This is a genomic window from Bernardetia sp. MNP-M8 (assembly GCF_037126285.1).
In the GTDB taxonomy this organism is placed as follows: domain Bacteria; phylum Bacteroidota; class Bacteroidia; order Cytophagales; family Bernardetiaceae; genus Bernardetia.
The window spans coordinates 4,387,182-4,405,156 of sequence record NZ_CP147012.1; the positions used below are offsets into that span (position 1 = coordinate 4,387,182).

At 32.6% G+C, this 17,975-nt stretch carries 10 protein-coding genes; 8 read left to right on the top strand and 2 right to left on the bottom strand.

From position 1 onward, the window contains the following. Positions 1 to 4 precede the first annotated feature (4 nt). Positions 5 to 2,905 carry a DUF2339 domain-containing protein gene (locus V9L04_RS17765; RefSeq protein ID WP_338791263.1) on the top strand — a complete coding sequence of 967 codons (2,901 nt, stop codon included), beginning with the start codon at positions 5 to 7 and terminating at the stop codon, positions 2,903 to 2,905. Positions 2,906 to 2,920: 15 nt separating this feature from the next. Continuing rightward, complete coding sequence (locus V9L04_RS17770) at positions 2,921 to 3,406, top strand: NADH-quinone oxidoreductase subunit C (protein ID WP_338791264.1); 486 nt, start codon at positions 2,921 to 2,923, stop codon at positions 3,404 to 3,406. Positions 3,407 to 3,492: 86 nt separating this feature from the next. Here the strand turns inward: V9L04_RS17770 and V9L04_RS17775 are convergent, their stop codons facing one another. Both V9L04_RS17775 and V9L04_RS17780 read right to left on the bottom strand, forming a co-directional pair. Further along, complete coding sequence (locus V9L04_RS17775; RefSeq protein ID WP_338791265.1) at positions 3,493 to 7,665, bottom strand: T9SS type A sorting domain-containing protein; 4,173 nt, start codon at positions 7,663 to 7,665, stop codon at positions 3,493 to 3,495. 211 nt (positions 7,666 to 7,876) lie between these two features. Then, positions 7,877 to 10,222 (bottom strand): T9SS type A sorting domain-containing protein, encoded by a 2,346-nt coding sequence (locus tag V9L04_RS17780; protein ID WP_338791266.1) that lies wholly within the window; start codon positions 10,220 to 10,222, stop codon positions 7,877 to 7,879. 445 nt (positions 10,223 to 10,667) lie between these two features. On the opposite strand from V9L04_RS17780, the gene V9L04_RS17785 reads away from it, so the two are divergent. From V9L04_RS17785 to V9L04_RS17810, 6 genes are all read left to right on the top strand, one after another. After that, on the top strand, positions 10,668 to 12,392 hold the full coding sequence (locus V9L04_RS17785) for a dynamin family protein (protein ID WP_338791267.1): 1,725 nt from the start codon (positions 10,668 to 10,670) through the stop codon (positions 12,390 to 12,392). Positions 12,393 to 12,579: 187 nt separating this feature from the next. Continuing rightward, entirely contained in the window at positions 12,580 to 13,332 is a 753-nt protein-coding gene (locus V9L04_RS17790) for an SDR family oxidoreductase (protein WP_338791268.1), read from the top strand. Between the two features lie 355 nt (positions 13,333 to 13,687). Further along, entirely contained in the window at positions 13,688 to 14,188 is a 501-nt protein-coding gene (locus V9L04_RS17795; protein ID WP_338791269.1) for a hypothetical protein, read from the top strand. A 635-nt stretch (positions 14,189 to 14,823) separates the two neighbouring features. Further along, positions 14,824 to 15,564: an RluA family pseudouridine synthase gene (locus tag V9L04_RS17800; RefSeq protein ID WP_338791270.1), complete on the top strand. Its 741-nt coding sequence runs from the start codon at positions 14,824 to 14,826 to the stop codon at positions 15,562 to 15,564. Positions 15,565 to 15,584: 20 nt separating this feature from the next. Next, a complete protein-coding gene (coaD, locus tag V9L04_RS17805; RefSeq protein ID WP_338791271.1) occupies positions 15,585 to 16,085 on the top strand; it encodes a pantetheine-phosphate adenylyltransferase in 501 nt (166 codons plus the stop codon). Positions 16,086 to 16,170: 85 nt separating this feature from the next. Beyond that, a complete protein-coding gene (locus tag V9L04_RS17810; protein ID WP_338791272.1) occupies positions 16,171 to 17,928 on the top strand; it encodes an ABC transporter substrate-binding protein in 1,758 nt (585 codons plus the stop codon). Positions 17,929 to 17,975 lie beyond the last annotated feature (47 nt).

A 17,975-nucleotide genomic window follows, 5' to 3' on the forward strand; every position in this document is an offset into this window, starting at 1 on the left:
TAGTATGAACGAAAAAAACAATCCTAAAAATCCTGATAATTCCAAAAAAAGACAAGATAATTTTGAAGAAGAAAACGAAAAATTTCCCAATCAAAAATTTGATGAGAAGTTAAATCAACTTCCAAAAAATCTTGTTCCCAAAAGATATACTTCACAAGCTTCTACTCAAAATAAAGATAGTGAAGCTAGTGATTTATTGAAAGTTGCTGAAGGATTTAGAGAGGAAATACAGGAAACTCGTTCTTATTTACGTCGTTTTGATAAAGATTATGAAGAAAATGTAAAGAAAGACCCTATTTATCATCATCTTAGTCAGATGAGTGATCTTACCATTGAAGATGATGAGTTGGCGCAACGTATCTATAAAAATAAAATAAAAGAATATAAAGGAACACGAGAAGCACCACGCCAAACAGGCGATATGGTAGGTAGAGGACGAAAAGTATATCTAAAAGTTTTTGGAGAAGATGAAGAAGGAGAGCCACAACAAAGACAAAGTCAGCCTGATTCTCGTTACCAACCTAAAGGAGTCACATTACAAAACCAAACTCGTGCATTAGAAAATATTTATAGCCAAAGTAAGAAAGGGTTAGAAGAATACTTAGGAGAGAATTTACTCAACAAAATAGGTATTGGAATGCTTATTTTGGGTATCATTATGCTTATCAATTTTGGTATTGATGCTGGTTTTATTGGAAATATAGGACAGCTATTTATTGGGTTTTCGGTAGGAGGAATTCTTTTGGTACTTTCACATCGTCAGAGAAATAGCAGTAAAAGTTTGAGTGCAACTTATTTGGTAGGTGGAATGATAATTTTATATTATTCAGCCAGCTTACTTTTTGAATATTATTCGGTTGGTAGTCAGATTTGGGCGTATGCAATAAACTTACTTATCACATTGATAGCTGTAATTTTGGCAATTGCACATAATAGGAAAACACTTGCCTTAATTTCTATTGTTGGTGGGTATGTTACTGCTTTTGTTGTGGTAGGCTTTGAATCGACTAATTATTTTGCCCTTTTTACTTATCTTTTATTATTAAATATCATTGCTCTAGGTATTGCACATCGAAAAGAATGGGGGAATATTAATATTTTTACTTTTATAGCTTCTTTATTTCTTTTTGATGTTTGGGTATTTTTGGCTGATTTTAATGTCGGAAATAATGCTCTTACAGCTCTTGTATTTTCTACTCTTTATTATGTTACATTTTTCTTAATGAATGTAGTTTATAGTATGGGTACAAAACAGCGTTTGAAAGGATTTAATTATACCATGCTTTTGGCAAATGTGATTTCTTATGTTATCATTATTTCTTATGTGCTTTATCAAATTGATAGCTTTGGTTATTTAGGAGTGTTTATTTTTGGTCTAGCAGTCTTCAACTCTATTTATTCTTATCTTCTTTACAAGTCAGATAGTGCAGATGTAAAACTTTTTTATACTGTTGTTGGCTATACCATCTTATTTTTTACGATTGCAATTCCACTTATTGTAGATAAAGAATATATCAATATTTGCTTTGTTTTTGAAGGCGTGATATTGATTTGGGTAGGTGTTCGCTCACAAATGAGCGTTTTCAAAACAGCTTCTATGTTTTTGATTGGAGCTTCTATTGTGGTTTGGTTTTTAGATTTATACTGGTCGTATGAAAATGATTTGACAAGGCGATTTTTATTAAATGGTGCAGTTTTGAGCAGTCTTTTAACGATGGTCGGACTTGCATTTTCTATTTATCTATTGAAAGATGAAGACGAAGACGAAGATATTGGGTTCATAACAGTAGGAATGTATACCAATTTTTTAGGTGGTTTTATGCTTCTTGTTTTATTTTTGATAGGAAATTTAGAACTCATTATTCATAAATCAAATAATTTTGGAAGTAATGATTTTAGACTTATTCTCATCGGACTTTTCAATATTATTTATGCTGTTGGTGTGTGGCAATTTGCCAAAACAGTAAAATGGAATGGAGTAATGCAAATTATGGGAGGAATGGTCTTTCTGATGGCTTTTGTATATTTAGGATTAGTTCAACCTCAAGCTATGGATTTGCTTTTAGAACATATTCGTACAAAATCAGCAGAATCACACTGGTTAACCAATAGCAATGCACTTTCTCAATACTTGGGACATTATCTCAATCTTTTTATTACTCTTTTTGGTTTGCTTTTACTTACTCGTGATGTTTATTATGAAGATGGCGATAAATCAGTTGTTTATGCAACCACAATTTATATTTTATGCTTTGCTGTAGTTGCTTATTTATCTTTAGAGCTTCGCAATACAGTGGTTTGGATTTTCTATGATATTGGTGATGGAATAGAAGGAAAAGATGCTATTTTACAAACCAATAGTCAGTTTGGCTATCCTATTTTATGGGCTTTGTTATCAGTAACAGCAATTACTTTAGGAATGAAATATAAAATAAAAGAAGTGCGTTTGTTTGCCCTTATTTTATTTGTGGTCTTGCTGATAAAGTTTTTTGCTTGGGATTTTTGGCAAATGGGAAGAGTCGAAGGAATTATTACTTTTGTTATTATTGGTGCAATTTTGTTGCGTATTGGCTGGAAATACAATCAACTCAAAAAGATTGTTATGGAAGGAGAATTACAAGAAATTTATCAAAATACTTCTGAAACAGAAACTCCTAGACCAAAACCAACAGGAAGAATTTCTTCTGAGAGACAACCAACCCATGAAACTAAAAATAGAATGAACCCAAATCCAAACAGGAATATTGGTTCAGAAATGGATGCAGAAGACAAGAAAAAGGAAAGAGATGAATTAGCTGATTTGCCTCCACCTCCAACACCTCGTCCGACTTCTCAACAACGCCCTCCTTCTCAAGAGAAAGCTCCCAACAAAATGGAAGATTCACAAAGTGATGAAGAAGAATAACTTATTGTTTTAATTATGATTTTTGAAGAATTAGCAAGCACTTTACAAGAAAAATTTCAAGATTCTATTTTAGTTCAGAATACAGAAACATTACAACCTCGTATTTTGATAGAAAAAAAAGAATCTCTCTTAGAAATTGCTCATTTTCTACATACTGACGATAGACTTTATTTTGATAACCTAGTTTGTATTACAGCATTAGACAATGAAAATTCTTTTGAAGTCATTTATCAACTCTATTCCTATCCCTTTGAGCATTCTATTACTTTAGCTATTTTGTTAGCACATGAAGGAGACAAAAATCCTGTTGTAGATTCCCTTACTTCAATTTGGAAGGCTGCTGATTGGCACGAAAGAGAAGCCTTCGATATGATAGGAATTCAGTTTGAGAATCATCCAGACCTTAGAAGGTTATTAATGCCTGCTGATTGGGAAGGTTTTCCATTACGAAAAGACTATAAAACACAAGAAAATTATCATGGAATAAAAGTAGATTATTAGCATAACGATTTCTATTTTAGAAAATATTGCATAAAAAAGCCTTTACAAAATCTGTAAAGGTTTTTTTGATAATTAAATTTTGAATTTTATTCTATCATAAATTTGAAGTTTTCTGCTCCAAAATCTGTTGCTATATTTAAAATATAAATTCCTTTTGAAAGAGTTTTTGGTAAATTAATCACAACAATTCCGTCAGATGCAGATTTTACTTCTATATTAGAGCTTACTTCTTGTCCTGTAATGCTCATGATTCTGAGTTGTTTTATCATTGAAGCGTCTACAAAACCACGCATATAGAGTTCTCTTCCAGCTTTATTTGGATTTGGATAAAGTGCTGGAGGAAGATTGTTTGTAGTACGTGTAACCGAAACAGCTTTTGTATTAGTCCATTTGCCATTATAATCTACTTGTTTGAGCCTATAATAGGCAGTTCCTAATAATGGTTCATAATCATTAAATAAATAATCGGTGCGCTCATTTCTAGTTCCTTTACCAACTACTTTTCCAATAGCTCTAAACTGTAAATCTTCTCCAGCACGCTCTACTAAGAAATAATCATTATCTAACTCAGTAGCTGTTGCCCAATGAACCACTACTTTTTTAGATAGATTTTCAGCATAGAGAGAAATAAGTTCTACTGGAAGAAGACATTCATCTATAAAAGTTGGTTGTCCATTATCGCTATAATCACACTCTCCATTTTCATATATAGAATTATCTGCTGCTGAATATTGAGGCAACGGATTTGCATTTCCATCGATATTACCCAATACATACATATTAAAATTACCTCCATTTACATTTATTGAGAAAGATAGAGTCTGTGTTGCTCCAGGAGCTAGTACAATACCTAAAGTCAATACATTCAAAATATTTGAATTAGAACTAAATGGATTTTCATCATAAAATGTAATTGGTGTACTTGCAGGCAAGTTTGCATCTCCATCATTAGTTACTGTTACAGAAATAATAATTTCACCAGTAGGGAGACAGTTTGAATAATCTACATCTCCACCTGAACTTGCAGGCGTAGCATCAATAGTTGTTATTACCAAATTTCCTGTTGGTGTAAGCGAATTATTATCTTTATCAAAAGAAGATACTTGTCTTATAAAAGAATTTAGAGGACCTGTTTGAGCAGGCGGACCTGCTATATATCCTGGTTGTATATGATTCTGTTGATTAGAAGGAATAGTAAGATTATCTTCTACATTAGTAATAAGATAAGTATGTTGATTCCACACAGGACGAGAACTAACCCAAGGACTACCCGAACCAGAGGCATACACAGTTACTCTACCAATAGCATTATCATCTGGTCCGTTTTGGTTTTGGGAAGTTACAATAAGTTCAGAAAGTCCATCCTTATCTACATCTGCTACAATTGGATACTCACTACGAGTACCTGATAGAGACACTACTCTCTCAACTACTGCTCCTGTTGCTCCATTAAAGATAATTACATCAGCTTCATCACTATAAATTACTTCTGAAATTCCGTCTCCATTAAAATCAAAGGTAGAGCCACTTGTACGGTCAGAAGTTTCGTCTGTAATTCCTACCCATTTCAAAACAAGAGCAGGACCAAAAAATCCATCTGCATCTGAATCTGTTTCAATAGCATAAAGGCGATTTCGTCCTCCCACTACAATTTCTAGCATTCTATCTCCATCTATATCTGCTAAATTAGGACGACCACCAACAGTAGTAACTTGTCCTCCATTTGTTAATTTGAAAGTTGTACCCATTTGTGCTTGTGTGCGTGGATTCCAAATAAAAATAGCTCCAGCAGCAGTACCTGTATTATCATATCCACAGGTAACCACATCTACACGTCCATCATTATCCATATCAGCCACACTTGCACGTCCATCAGTAATATTAGCAGGTGCAGAAGAAAGTAAAGTAAGCGTACCTGCTGTTAGGTTTACAGCATATATTCTGTTTCCTGTAACAAGTTCTAAACCCTGACAATCTCCACCACAAGCAACACCAGTAGCAGGAACAATATCAGAAGGAGAAAAGACATCATAAGCTACTGGAAAAGCTGCTGTATTATCATTTGGATGATTCCCTGAACTCAAAGTATTATTTGGTGCAATATAGTTGGCTAATGTAACAGCATTATAAATGGCATTTCCAACATATACCTCTGGCACTCCATTTTGGTCAAAATCTGCTAGAGCAGGAGACATTTCTGAATGTCCTACAAGAACAGAAGATTGTGCTACCCAATTATTAATAGGTTGAGTTCCAGCAAGTGCCACAGAAGGATCAAATTCAAAACGATATATTCTTCTATCATTGCCTGTAACAAATATATCTCCATTACCATCCCTATCCACATCACCTAAAGCAAGCATACTAAACTTATCTGTAACTGGAGTAGGAATTTGTTGAAGCAACTGTCCATCATCACCTGAATAAATATAAATATGAGGACTACGAGCCTGTCCATTTTTAGGACCTGCTGTATAAGGTGTATTGTATGGATTTTTGGCTACCACTTCTGCGTGAATAGCATCATCTCCTGTGATTCCATTGGCTGCATATTCAGACCAGGTATCAGGAACAACATCTCCAATAAATACGCCTCCACGTTGTTCTACTTCAAAATCTATATCATCAGTTTCAAACTGGATAGTAGTTGTAATATCTGGGTCTGGCGTATTAGGAAGAACACAGTCTGGTGGAACTTGTCCATAATAATAATCATCACAAGCAGGATCTGGAGTAGCAGAATTACCATTACAATCTCCATCATAACAATCTACCAAACCATCACCATCATCATCACAACCATTGTTACAAGCTCCTGCTTCTGTTAAAGGAACTGTAGTATCATTTACACCAATAGTAATTTGTGCGCCATCTATTTCACTGGCAGGAACTACAAAAGTAATTGTTTGAGAAACAGGATTATATGTACCTGCTCCAAGGCGAGTATTTACGCCATTGATTCTTAAGTAGTATTGATCAGCACTATTTACACAAGCAGGAGAAGCAAGACTCAAACCTCCTAAATCAAAACTCACTCGCAAATTACCATCATTATTATTTATATCAGTGACTTCCACCAACCAAAGACGATTTGAATATTCTCCTACACCCAAAGGCGTTGTTCCTACACCAGAGTTGTGAGCTACAAATACATAATCTCTAATATCTTTAAAAAAATCTATATTTTGAATAAAAAAGCCTCCACTACTTTGTATGTTGGAGGAAATTCTATCTCCTGTTAAGTTTGTTGTTTCTTGTCCTATTCCTATCATTTGACTTCTAAAAGAAGGATTTTCAGGAAACATATCATCTGTTGCTAGTGTAAAAGCATACTTAGTAGAAAAATAATTCTCTACTATCTTACGAGCTACATTCGAACCATTATTATAATAAGTAATTTCTCCAATACGACCATCAAAAAAAGTTCCTCCAGAAGTAGTTGGTGTTACATTTGTATTTGTCAAAGAAGCATTAGTAATATCAAATATTTTGGAAGCGCCATTTACTGCTCCAATACCTGTATCATCAGTATGAGCTAAAAAAGTTCCTACAGGTAATGATGTTCTAACGATATTATCACTGACACTCATTTGAGTTCCATTCAGAAAAGCTCTGAATGTATTAGTATAATTATTATCATACAGTAGAGTTACAAGATAATCTGTGTTAGCTGTAATTGTTTGTCTAAAAAAACGATAGCTTTCACCATTAGAAAATAAAGTGCTACCCCCTCCCACATTAGGCCAAACAGCTCCATCATTCCAAATGGCTACGTAAAGTACATTACCTGATAAATATATTCCCATTCCATTTGTTCCTCCACCTTCTTCATAAATAAATTGTAAAGTAGGAGAAACATCATTTGCACGAAAAGTCAAAGTCATTGCTTTTTGGTCATGAGTAGTGCTATTTATAGAATTGTCATCAGCCATTTGTAACCATTCTGTGTTAGCTCTGTCAAAACGGACAGAAGCATTTGCATAAACACCTGTATTATTATAGTTTGGACGACGAGCAACAGTAGGCTGTGTAGCATCATTAGAACCTCCTACAACAAGGGCATTATCTATCCAAATCTGCACATCATTTCCGTTAGTTGGTGCTGGGTAGGGAAAAACTCCTGTGGTATAGGCTTGAGAAGGCAAAAACCAAAAAGGCATAGCACCTCCTCCCATGCCTCCAGGATAAAATTGTCCATAGCTCAAAGAGCTAAATCCAAAGTACAGACAAAATAAAATAAATAATAAAATTTTTCTCATGATAAATACTACTTTTATTGTGAATTATATAAAAAATAAGGCTTGTTAAAAATGTTTTTTCTTTAAAAAAACTGTAATTTATGTTAATAGTTTAGATTTATAACGAATTATTCGTAAAGTTTATTTGCAAAAACAGTGTGTTTACTCTCAAACATAAAAAAAGCTACTTTTGTAATAAAAGTTAGCTTTTTAAATGATACTATAACCTTTCTTATTCTACCACAAATTTATAATTCTGCATTCCAAATTCTGTAACCACCTGTATTACATAAATTCCTTTTGCCATTTTTTGAGGTAAATCTATAGCTACGCCATCAAAAGTAGTTTTTAAAGTAGGATTTATTAAAACTCGTTGTCCTGTAATACTTATTATTTGAAGGTTTTGGACAGAAGATTTGTCTGTAATTCCTCTTAAATTCAACTCTTCTCCTGCACGGTTTGGATTAGGATATAGAGTAAAAGGAAGATTTGTAAAATTACGTTCTACACTTATAGTTTTGGTAAGCATTGTTTTTCCATTGTTGTCTACTTGTTGTAGCCTATAATAAGCTGTTCGTGTCCAATATTCTTCATCTACAAATTCATAAGAAACTTGATTGTTAGTTGTTCCTTTACCTTTGACAAAAGCAAGGTCTTTAAAGTCTGTTCCATTCGTACTCCGTTGTACATAAAAACCTTTATTATCTTTTTCACTTATTGTCTGCCAATCCACCAAAATACTATTATCTGAATAATGGCGAGCATTAAAACCTAATAAAATAACAGGAAGAAGAATGTCGTCACAAAATACGGTGGTTTGTTCAGAAACATCAGCAGGACAGTCAGGTACAGCAGAGCCTGTAACTTGAAACTCAAAATCAACTTCATCCGTTTCAGGGTCTGGTATTACTTCATAGGTAACATAAATAGTTCGTCGTGGCAATCCATCTGGATCTGTAAAAATCGCAGCACTACTATCAATACTAACTAAATTCAAGGTATAATTGGCAGGAACACTATTGATGGTAGTAGAGTAATTGAGTTCCCAAGCTTCATACTTATCTGGATTAATAGTAATATCAAATGTAATTTGGTTAAACTCATTATTTTGTCCTACCGTACAAACACCAGTTGCACCATTATCTATGATACCAAAATCTAATCTATCCATAATAAAAGTACTTGCTTGTTCAACACGACGAATATAAAACCAAGTATTTCTAGTATCGTCGTCTTCATTTGTCCAACTATGTGCTGGTGAAGTTGCTCCATTCAAATTTCTTGTTCCTCCTAAAAGGGTTTGATCATCCCAAAATAAGGCTGGGTCTGATACAGGATTGCCACCAATATCAAAACTGGGTCTTATCAAACTTATTGTATATCCATTTGGGTGGTTTTCTGCATCATACATGGGAATATGTGTAAGCCCTGATTGTACATAGGCAATAAAATTAACTAATTCACCTTGAGGTACAGGATTACCTAACCCATCTAAACCATCCCAAGGGATATAAACAGTACTTGTAATAGCAGGAGCAACAGGTGCAGGAACAAAACCTCCATTTAGAAGAACATCTCTAGTTCCTGGCTCGTATTCACCTGTTGGATTCAAATCTAAAAGAGCTTCTACAAACCCTGCTGCATTTATTTCTACTCTAACTACATATTCTCCACAATCTCTTGCTTCTACTTCAGAGATAGTTAAGTCGGGTATTCTACCTGTAGGATAGATAAGAGAATCAGGATTATTTAAAAATATAGGATATTCAGGTGCACTAAAATTGCCCCCTCTTGAAAGTCTATCGGTAGCTGAATTACCCGTATTTATTGTTCCGTAAGAGTTCATATTTACTACGAATCCAATAGGGCGAATACCGTTAAAATTAACTCCTAGAGTTATTCTATCTGGTGTATAAGGAAACATAGTTGCTAGGAATGGATTGTTACCATTAGCTGCATTCAAATCCCAAGAGGGTGAAAATAATCTTCCCAAAACAATCCCTGTAACAGGGTCTCTATTTGTAGCTGTAGGACTAAATACAGTAACATCAAAAAAGCGAATTATACGTCTAGCATTATTTTGAATAACATTCTGATTCGCTCCTCTATTAAACTCTATCCAATAATCTCCTGCTGCTGTGGCTGCAAATGAAATATCATTATAACCTGTAGCATTTCCTACTAAAGTTCTAGGACCAGCTACTGCTCTATTATAATTGGTAATATATCCTGCTCCAGCAGTTGGCATAGCTGTATTTGCTACTACATCTACCACCGTGGAAGTCAAAGTATCGAAACGGCGAATTCTGTAATACAAATCATTACCATCATCTTGATTTCCAAAACCATAATAAACTGTTTCTCCTGCTTCAGCATGAACATATAACCTTCTATCTGGAGGAGCATTATAAGTAAAAGAAAGTCTATTGGTTCTATCCCAAATCTGAATAGAAACACGATTAGGTTGTCCTGGTGTGCCTGCATCACCAATAGGCATAAGTTGTTTTGTGCCCTCTCCAAAGGAAAAAAAATTAATTAAGAAAAGAAGAGAACATATAATTAGTGTGTAGTTTTTCATAGTATTTTATATTTGAGTGGACAACCTCTATTAGCAGTCAATAAACTAACTCCTAATAATTGGGATTTTCAGAAACAAGTTTTTATTCAAAATAATATTCTGTTTTTGTAGGTGTTTTCTAATAATATTAATCTTATTTGATACCAGTAGTGCATTATTTGAAGATATAACGAAATAAAATTTGGAAAAACATTAACTTTACGAAAGTCCTATTAATGTATCTAAAATCAAAATTTAAGCCACTAAGTAATCATATTAACTAAAATTGAAAAAGGTTGCATTCTGTGATGTGCTTTTTATGACAAATCATAGTCATTTAGAGATAGAAATTGATAGATTAAAAACGTTTCTATATTTTTTGGTCTTTTTTTAGTAGCTTCGTAGGAACTTGTAGGAGTTATTTTTTAACCCAAACTCTCTTTTATTAAAAATACAAAAAAAATCAATGAAAAGCCGTATTATAGACAAACGTCTTCAAAAATTTCGTCTTCGTTTGGACGAAACAATCAAAAATTTACACAATCTCACTCAAGATATTCAGAGTAAGGAGCTTTCTAGTACGGTTAGTGAACTGCGCCAACGCATCAACGAACCCTATATGTTTGTAGTTGTAGGTGAAGTAAAGGCAGGAAAGAGTAGTTTTGTCAATGCACTTTTAGAAACTGAAAAAGACATTTGTAAGGTAGCACCAGACCCTTGTACGGATACAGTTCAGCAGATTTTATATGGTGAAGAAGAACAGATTATGGTAATGAATCCACATCTGAAAAAGATTCTTTTACCTGTTGAGATTTTAAAGGAGATTGCCATTGTTGATACCCCTGGAACAAATGCCATTTCGGAAGGACACCAAAAAATTACAGAAGATTTTATTCCTTCTTCTGATTTAATAGTTTTTGTCTTTGAGGCTAAAAACCCATATCGACAATCTAGTTGGGACTTTTTTGATTTTATTCATAAAGATTGGAGAAAGAAAATAATTTTTGTTCTTCAACAATCTGATTTATTAAATGAAGCTGATTTAAACACAAACATTGAAGGAGTACGAAAACATGCAGAGAAAAAAGGATTATTAGAACCTCAAATTTTTGCTGTTTCTGCTAAATTAGAACAAGAAGGAAAACATGAAGAAAGTAATTTTGCAGGAATAAGAGAATACATAAAAGACAATATAACAGGAGGACGTGCGCCACTTTTGAAGCTCAAAAATAATATTGATACTTCAAAAACTATTCTTTCAAGAATAAAAGAAGGGGTAAATCTTAGAGAAAAACAGCTTGAAGCAGATAGTAAATTTAGACTAGATGTAAAGAAAACACTCAACGATCAAGAAAAAAAATCCTTGTATCAAGTTGATGTTTTGATAGAAAATATTTTGGGTGCTTATGAAAATATTACACGAGAAACCGAACAAGAAATTAGTAAAGGATTAAATCCTATTAATTTGTTAGGAAAATCTTTTAAATCAATGCTTTCAGATAAAGAATCTGTAAAAGTGTGGTTTGAGCGTGTAGCACAAGATTTGGAACGCAATCTTACCAAAACCTTAACAGACAAACTTGGAGAAGGAATTACAGCCATTGCAGATACAATTCAGCAAATGGCAAAAATGATTGACTTACAACTCAATAATAGTCCAAAAATTTTGAAAGAAAATCATGCTATTTTTGGAGATATTGCTGACCGTAGAAGTAGAGTTTTACAAGACTTACAAACCGAATTTCACGAGTTTACCAAAGAAACTGAAAATTTTGTTCATAAAGATTTGTTTCCAAAAGACACCAGTTTTGCAACTGATTTTGCAGCAGGTGGAGGCTTGGCAATTGTAGGTGTTGCCTTGACAGTCTTGACACAAGGTGCAGTTTTTGATATTACAGGTGGAATTATTACGGCTGTTGGTCTACTTTTTACGGGCGTTACAGTAATGGTCAAAAAACAGAAGATTATGCAAAAATATAGAGAGCAGATTAGCCAAGGAAAAAAAGCTCTCAAAGAAGAAATTTATCTAAAACTCTCTACTTACATTGCCAATCTAAAAAATCAAATCGACGCTAACTTCAAGGATTTTGATTTATTGATGGAAATGGAACAAAAACAAATCTTAGAACTCAAAAATCAATACGAAACAATTGATAGAGAATTAGAGAAAATTTTAGATGAGTTGATTTAGTTTTATAAAACACTCAATAAAGGTTATCACAGTTATTTTTACAGTCTTCTAGAATGTTAAATTTGATGAAATACTGTTTTTGATCTTCAGACTGGAAGTCTGAACTACCTTAATACAAACCGTGATAAGGTTTAATGATAATAATTATTCTCTTACAATTATTCAAATCCAAAAATAAAAAAAGAATATGATACTCGTAACTGGTGGAACAAAAGGAATTGGTAAAGCAATTTTAGAAAAATTTATGCAGAATGGGCATGATGTAATCACATGTTCAAGAAATAATGAAGAGCTTTTTGCGCTCAAAGAAGAATTAGAAGGCAACTATTCTACCAAAGAAAATCCTGTTGTTTTATATTATCGACAAGCTGACTTATCTAAAAAAGAAGATATTATTTCTTTTGGAGAATACGCAAAGAAAATCATTTTACTCAACGAGAAGGAAGCAAAGAAGGAAAATAGCACTACCAAAGGCTTTGAAGTAATGGTAAATAATACAGGGGTTTTTATTCCAGGGAAAATCTTAGAAGAAGAAGAAGGTAGTTTTGAAATGCAAATGCATACGAATCTTTTTAGTGCTTATCATCTTACTCGTCTGTTAGTTCCTATTTTAGTAGAACGAAAAAGTGGTCATTTATTTAATATTTGTTCGACAGCAAGTATTACAGCTTATCCAAATGGAGGAAGTTATTGTATTTCTAAATTTGCACTTCATGGCATGACCAAAGTATTGCGTGAAGAACTCAAAGAACACAATGTAAAAGTTACTTCAGTTATGCCTGGCCCTACTTATACATCAAGTTGGGAAGGTTCGGGTTTGCCTCAGGAGCGTTTTATGCCTTCAAGTGATATTGCTGAATCTATTTTTTCTGCTTATTCACTTTCAAAACAAACGGTTATAGAAGAAATTATTATGCGTCCACAATTTGGAGATATTTAAAATACCACCTGCTATTTTCTATTATTCTATACCTGTTTTTCCACGATTAAAATCGTGGGTTTCATTTATTTATGCATTTCTTTGCATGTAAAACAGGTTAAAATCCTATTCAATTTATAATTTTGCCATTGTCGGTGTCTTCACCGACGATAGCAAAACATAAATAAGAATCATTTTTTCTATAATTTACGACTTTTTGTTTTGTATACTTAAAATACAACAAAACGTAGCGTCAAGTTTTTACTCAAACAGCTTCTAAAGTTTAATCTACAAGCAAAGACAAAAAACTTTATTTTTCAATTTCCGTATGCAAAAATAGAAATTTAGATTATTCTTTTACTCAAAAATTCACATAATGAACGCTCACTCTACACAAATTTTAGAACCTCATAGAATTACAGAAGCAAAACTTTTTTTACAGACCACTATTCCAGCAGCTACATCAAAACTTTTAGCTACAAAAAAACCTCATTGGGGAAAAATGACTCCTCAACACATGATAGAACATCTTTATACGGCTGTTATTGGCTCAACAATTATTAAAAAAACACCACCCATTCCTCCTAATTCTAATCAAGAAGCATTTAAAAATGCACTAATTTATTCATTAGAACCTATGGGTAGAAATTTAGATAATCCTGCTTTTCGTTTTGGATTACCAGACTATACAAATGCATCATTAGTTGAAGCAAAATCAAAATTATTATCTTCTTTAGAACGTTTTTTTGAAGTGTATCAAGGGAAAGAAGATGCTTACAATTTTAATCCTTTTTTAGGGGATTTACACGCACAAGAAACTTTAATTTTTCATTATAAACATTTTAAGCATCATTATACACAGTTTGGATTGATTTAAGAAAAGCAGGTTTTGAAAAAATCAATAGCAATCAGAATAAACATTCTCAAAATTAATTTAGTACTGTGTAACATAAATTATTTTGTATTTCTTTGCAGGTCAAACAGAGTTAAAACCCTGTTCAATTTATAAATTTTGCCATTTTCGGTGGCAACACCGACGATAGTAAAACACAAATAAATTTATGTAACACGGTATTTAGTAACCATAGAAGTTAGAAATTTTCTAGTATAACATGAACTCAGGATTGAAAACAAAAACAATCTTTTTATTTGTGGCTGCTCTACAAATGAGTTTTATGTTACTTATTTGAGGTGTCTGACAGTGAACAAAAATATCTAATACCGAGGTCACTTTAGTATAGAAAAGTAAGATTATTTTTGATTCCTAACTTTTTGATTATTACTATTTTGAGAAAATTTAATGGCTTTTGAATATAATTTATCTTGATTGAAGTGTAAATTGCTGTCAATCAAGATATTAAAAAAAACGCATAGCTATTGTGTTTTGGTGTTTCAAGAAAGTAAAATCATCTAATTTTCGTATATCCATTTTTTTAAACAAATAATCTGTATTTTTGTGTGAATTTATTAAGCCGTTGTTGGTATCATTATCAATAACACAATTTATACAAAATGGCAATTACAGAAAAACCGTTCCGAGTTATCTACGAAGATAATCATTTACTTATCGTTAATAAAGCAGCAGGTTTGCTTTCACAAGGAGATAATACAGGCGATGATTCGTTAGTAGATGTAGCAAAAGAATATATTAGAGTAAAATATGACAAACCAGGAAATATTTTTTGTGGTTTGGTGCATCGTCTTGACCGTCCTGTAAGTGGCGTTGTTGTGCTTGGCAAGACTTCAAAAGGACTAGAACGTATGTCCAAACTTTTTAGAGATAGAGATATTAATAAAGTATATTGGGCAGTTGTCAAACGCAGACCTCCTAATAAAGAAGACAAACTTATCCATTACCTTGAAAAAGATTCAAGAACAAATACAACCCAAGCCTACGACCAGCCTCAAGGAAAAGCACAACGAGCAGAGTTGAAATATAGATATGTTGGAAAACTAAATATGTTTCATTTGTTAGAAGTTACACCTCTTACTGGAAGACCTCATCAAATTCGTGTTCAGTTGGCTGCAATTGGTTGTCCTATTCGTGGCGATGTAAAATATGGCTACAAAAAAGCTAATGAAGATGGGAACATAAATCTTCATGCACGAAGAATTAATTTTATTCATCCTGTCAAAAAAGAACCTTTAATTTGTGTGGCTGCTCTACCTCAAAATCCATTTTGGGAAGAATTCTTAACTTTAGATGATTTTCATATTAAAGACAAACAATTAGCATATTTGCATTCAATGTAGTCTCATCAAAAAAAGCTATTATGGAGAAAGAAAATAACACACAAACACAATCTAAACAACGTATTGCTATCTTTCCAGGTTCTTTTGATCCATTTACAAAGGGACATGAAGATGTTGTAAGACGTGGACTTCATCTTTTTGATAAAATTATTATCTCTATTGGATTTAATAGTACCAAAAAACGTTTTTTTCCTTTAGAAACAATGGAAAAAATGATACACCAAACATTTAAAGATGAAAATAATATTGAGGTACAAGTCTATTCTGAACTAACAGCACTTTTTGCAAAAAAAAATGGCGCAAGGTTTATTCTTCGTGGAATTCGGAATACTACTGATTTTGAGTATGAAACACCCATTTCACAAGCTAATAAACATGTAGATTCAGATATTGAAACTGTATTTCTGATTACTTCTCCTGAATATACCTTTATCAGTTCTTCTATTGTAAGAGAATTATATCGTTACGGACAAGATGTAAGCAAATTTGTGCCTTATCAATTACCTCCTATCAGTAAATAACAATCAACTACTAGTAAACAATTAATTTCTAAATCAGTAGTATTTTATTTCTAGTAGTTCATAATTCACCATTCACCAATTATTTATGCGTTTTACTTTATTTTTGAGTATAATAGCTAGTTTGCTATTTACTTTGCCCTCAGTATCTTCTTTTGCTCAAGTAGATTATAATAGTTATTACCAAAAAGGTAAAACAGAGCTTGCCAATAAAAATTATTCTGCTGCTCGTCAGAGTTTAGTTATGGCAATGCAAGAAAATCCTAGTAATAGTTTTTTCTTTCCAGCAAGTTATCTGTATTCGATGGCAAGCTACAAAGGAGGAGACCTTGCAACAGCTTATACAAAAATTAGTGAACTTTTAGTAAAAGCAAAAGATGCAAGTCTTTCTTCTGACCAGTTTCAAGAGATGCTTTATTTAGGTGGAGTAATTGCCTTCGAAAAAGACCAATCATTACAAGCCATGACGTGGTTAGAAGAAGTAAAAGGTTCAAAACTACGCACTGCTGTACAAAACTTAAAAGCTACTTTTTTACCCAAAAAATCAATTGCAGAACTTAAACTATTATATCAAAAATTTTCAAAAGATCGTACTTTATCAGAAGTTCTAGCTGATAAAATTGCAGATCAAAGAGAACTCTCAGAAGAAGATAAAAAATTATTGAAAGATATTGAGTTTGCTTATGGTTATACCTCACCTTATCAAAAAAAGCAATATTTAACACCTGATAAAATAATAAAAAAGAAAGAATATAATATAGCTGTAATGCTTCCTTTTAGGTTGCAAAATGAAAGTTCGGCTCGTGAAGTACAATCATTTTTAGATTTGTATGAAGGAATGAAAGTAGCACAAGAAGACTTAAAAAATGAAGGAATAACAATTAATTTATTGCCTTTTGATACAGAAAATGATGCAAATAATGTAAGGCGTTTAGTAGGACTTCCTGCTATGAAAAATATAGATATGTTTTTTGGACCTTTGTATCCAACTACATTTCCTTTAGTTTCAGATTTTGCACAAACAAATGGTATCAATATGGTAAATCCTCTTTCTTATACTCCTGATGTAATTGAAGGAAAAAGAAACACCTATCTTTTTGAACCAAGTTATCATACACAAGCAAAAGCTGTAGCCAATTATTCTTTTGACTCTCTGAATGCAGATAAAGCATATATTATTTATGGAGATTCTCGTAAAGATTCTACATTAGCTTATGCTTATAAAAGAATAGTAGAAGAAAAAGGAGGAAAAATAATGGCTTTTGAAAAAGTTAGTGCTGGAAAAAGTACATTTAATAAAATAAATTCTATTTTAAAGCCAATAGCTTCCAAGCCTCCAAGATTAAGAGAAGGTGAAACATTCAAAAAACCAGAAGGAGACACAACAGCACATATTTTTGTTGCAAGTTCTGAATTAGCTGTGGCAGGTTCTGTAATCAGTGTTTTGAAAACATCTATGGTAGATATTCCTCTTTTTATAGATAAAGACTGGCTCAAATTTGACCAAATTGATATGAATGATTTTATGGATAGATCAGTATTTTTTATCTATACAGATTATGTCAGCCCTCTAAAAAATAAAGAATTTGTTACAAAATATATCAACAAAACAAATCTTTTGCCTTCCGAATATGCGTATGTAGGTTACGAATCGCTTTACTTTTTTGGAAAAACGATGTATAAATATGGAGTAAATTTTGAAAGCCAATTACAAAAAGAACGTTTTAGAGATGGAAAAGTAATGATAGGTCAAAATTATTATGAATCAAAGGACAATCAACTTGTTCCTTTACTTCGTTTTGTAAATAATCGTTTAGAAATTGTAAATCATTTTTATAAAGATTAATATAATATACAATTGCTGCTTTACACTTTTCAATATCTTATTTCTTT

Coding starts and splice junctions, on each gene's coding strand:
- V9L04_RS17795 (WP_338791269.1), top strand. CDS start 13,688: ATGAACGCTCACTCTACACAAATTTTAGAACCTCATAGAATTACAGAA.
- V9L04_RS17770 (WP_338791264.1), top strand. CDS start 2,921: ATGATTTTTGAAGAATTAGCAAGCACTTTACAAGAAAAATTTCAAGAT.
- V9L04_RS17775 (WP_338791265.1), bottom strand. CDS start 7,665: ATGAGAAAAATTTTATTATTTATTTTATTTTGTCTGTACTTTGGATTT.
- V9L04_RS17810 (WP_338791272.1), top strand. CDS start 16,171: ATGCGTTTTACTTTATTTTTGAGTATAATAGCTAGTTTGCTATTTACT.
- V9L04_RS17785 (WP_338791267.1), top strand. CDS start 10,668: ATGAAAAGCCGTATTATAGACAAACGTCTTCAAAAATTTCGTCTTCGT.
- V9L04_RS17790 (WP_338791268.1), top strand. CDS start 12,580: ATGATACTCGTAACTGGTGGAACAAAAGGAATTGGTAAAGCAATTTTA.
- V9L04_RS17780 (WP_338791266.1), bottom strand. CDS start 10,222: ATGAAAAACTACACACTAATTATATGTTCTCTTCTTTTCTTAATTAAT.
- coaD (WP_338791271.1), top strand. CDS start 15,585: ATGGAGAAAGAAAATAACACACAAACACAATCTAAACAACGTATTGCT.
- V9L04_RS17800 (WP_338791270.1), top strand. CDS start 14,824: ATGGCAATTACAGAAAAACCGTTCCGAGTTATCTACGAAGATAATCAT.
- V9L04_RS17765 (WP_338791263.1), top strand. CDS start 5: ATGAACGAAAAAAACAATCCTAAAAATCCTGATAATTCCAAAAAAAGA.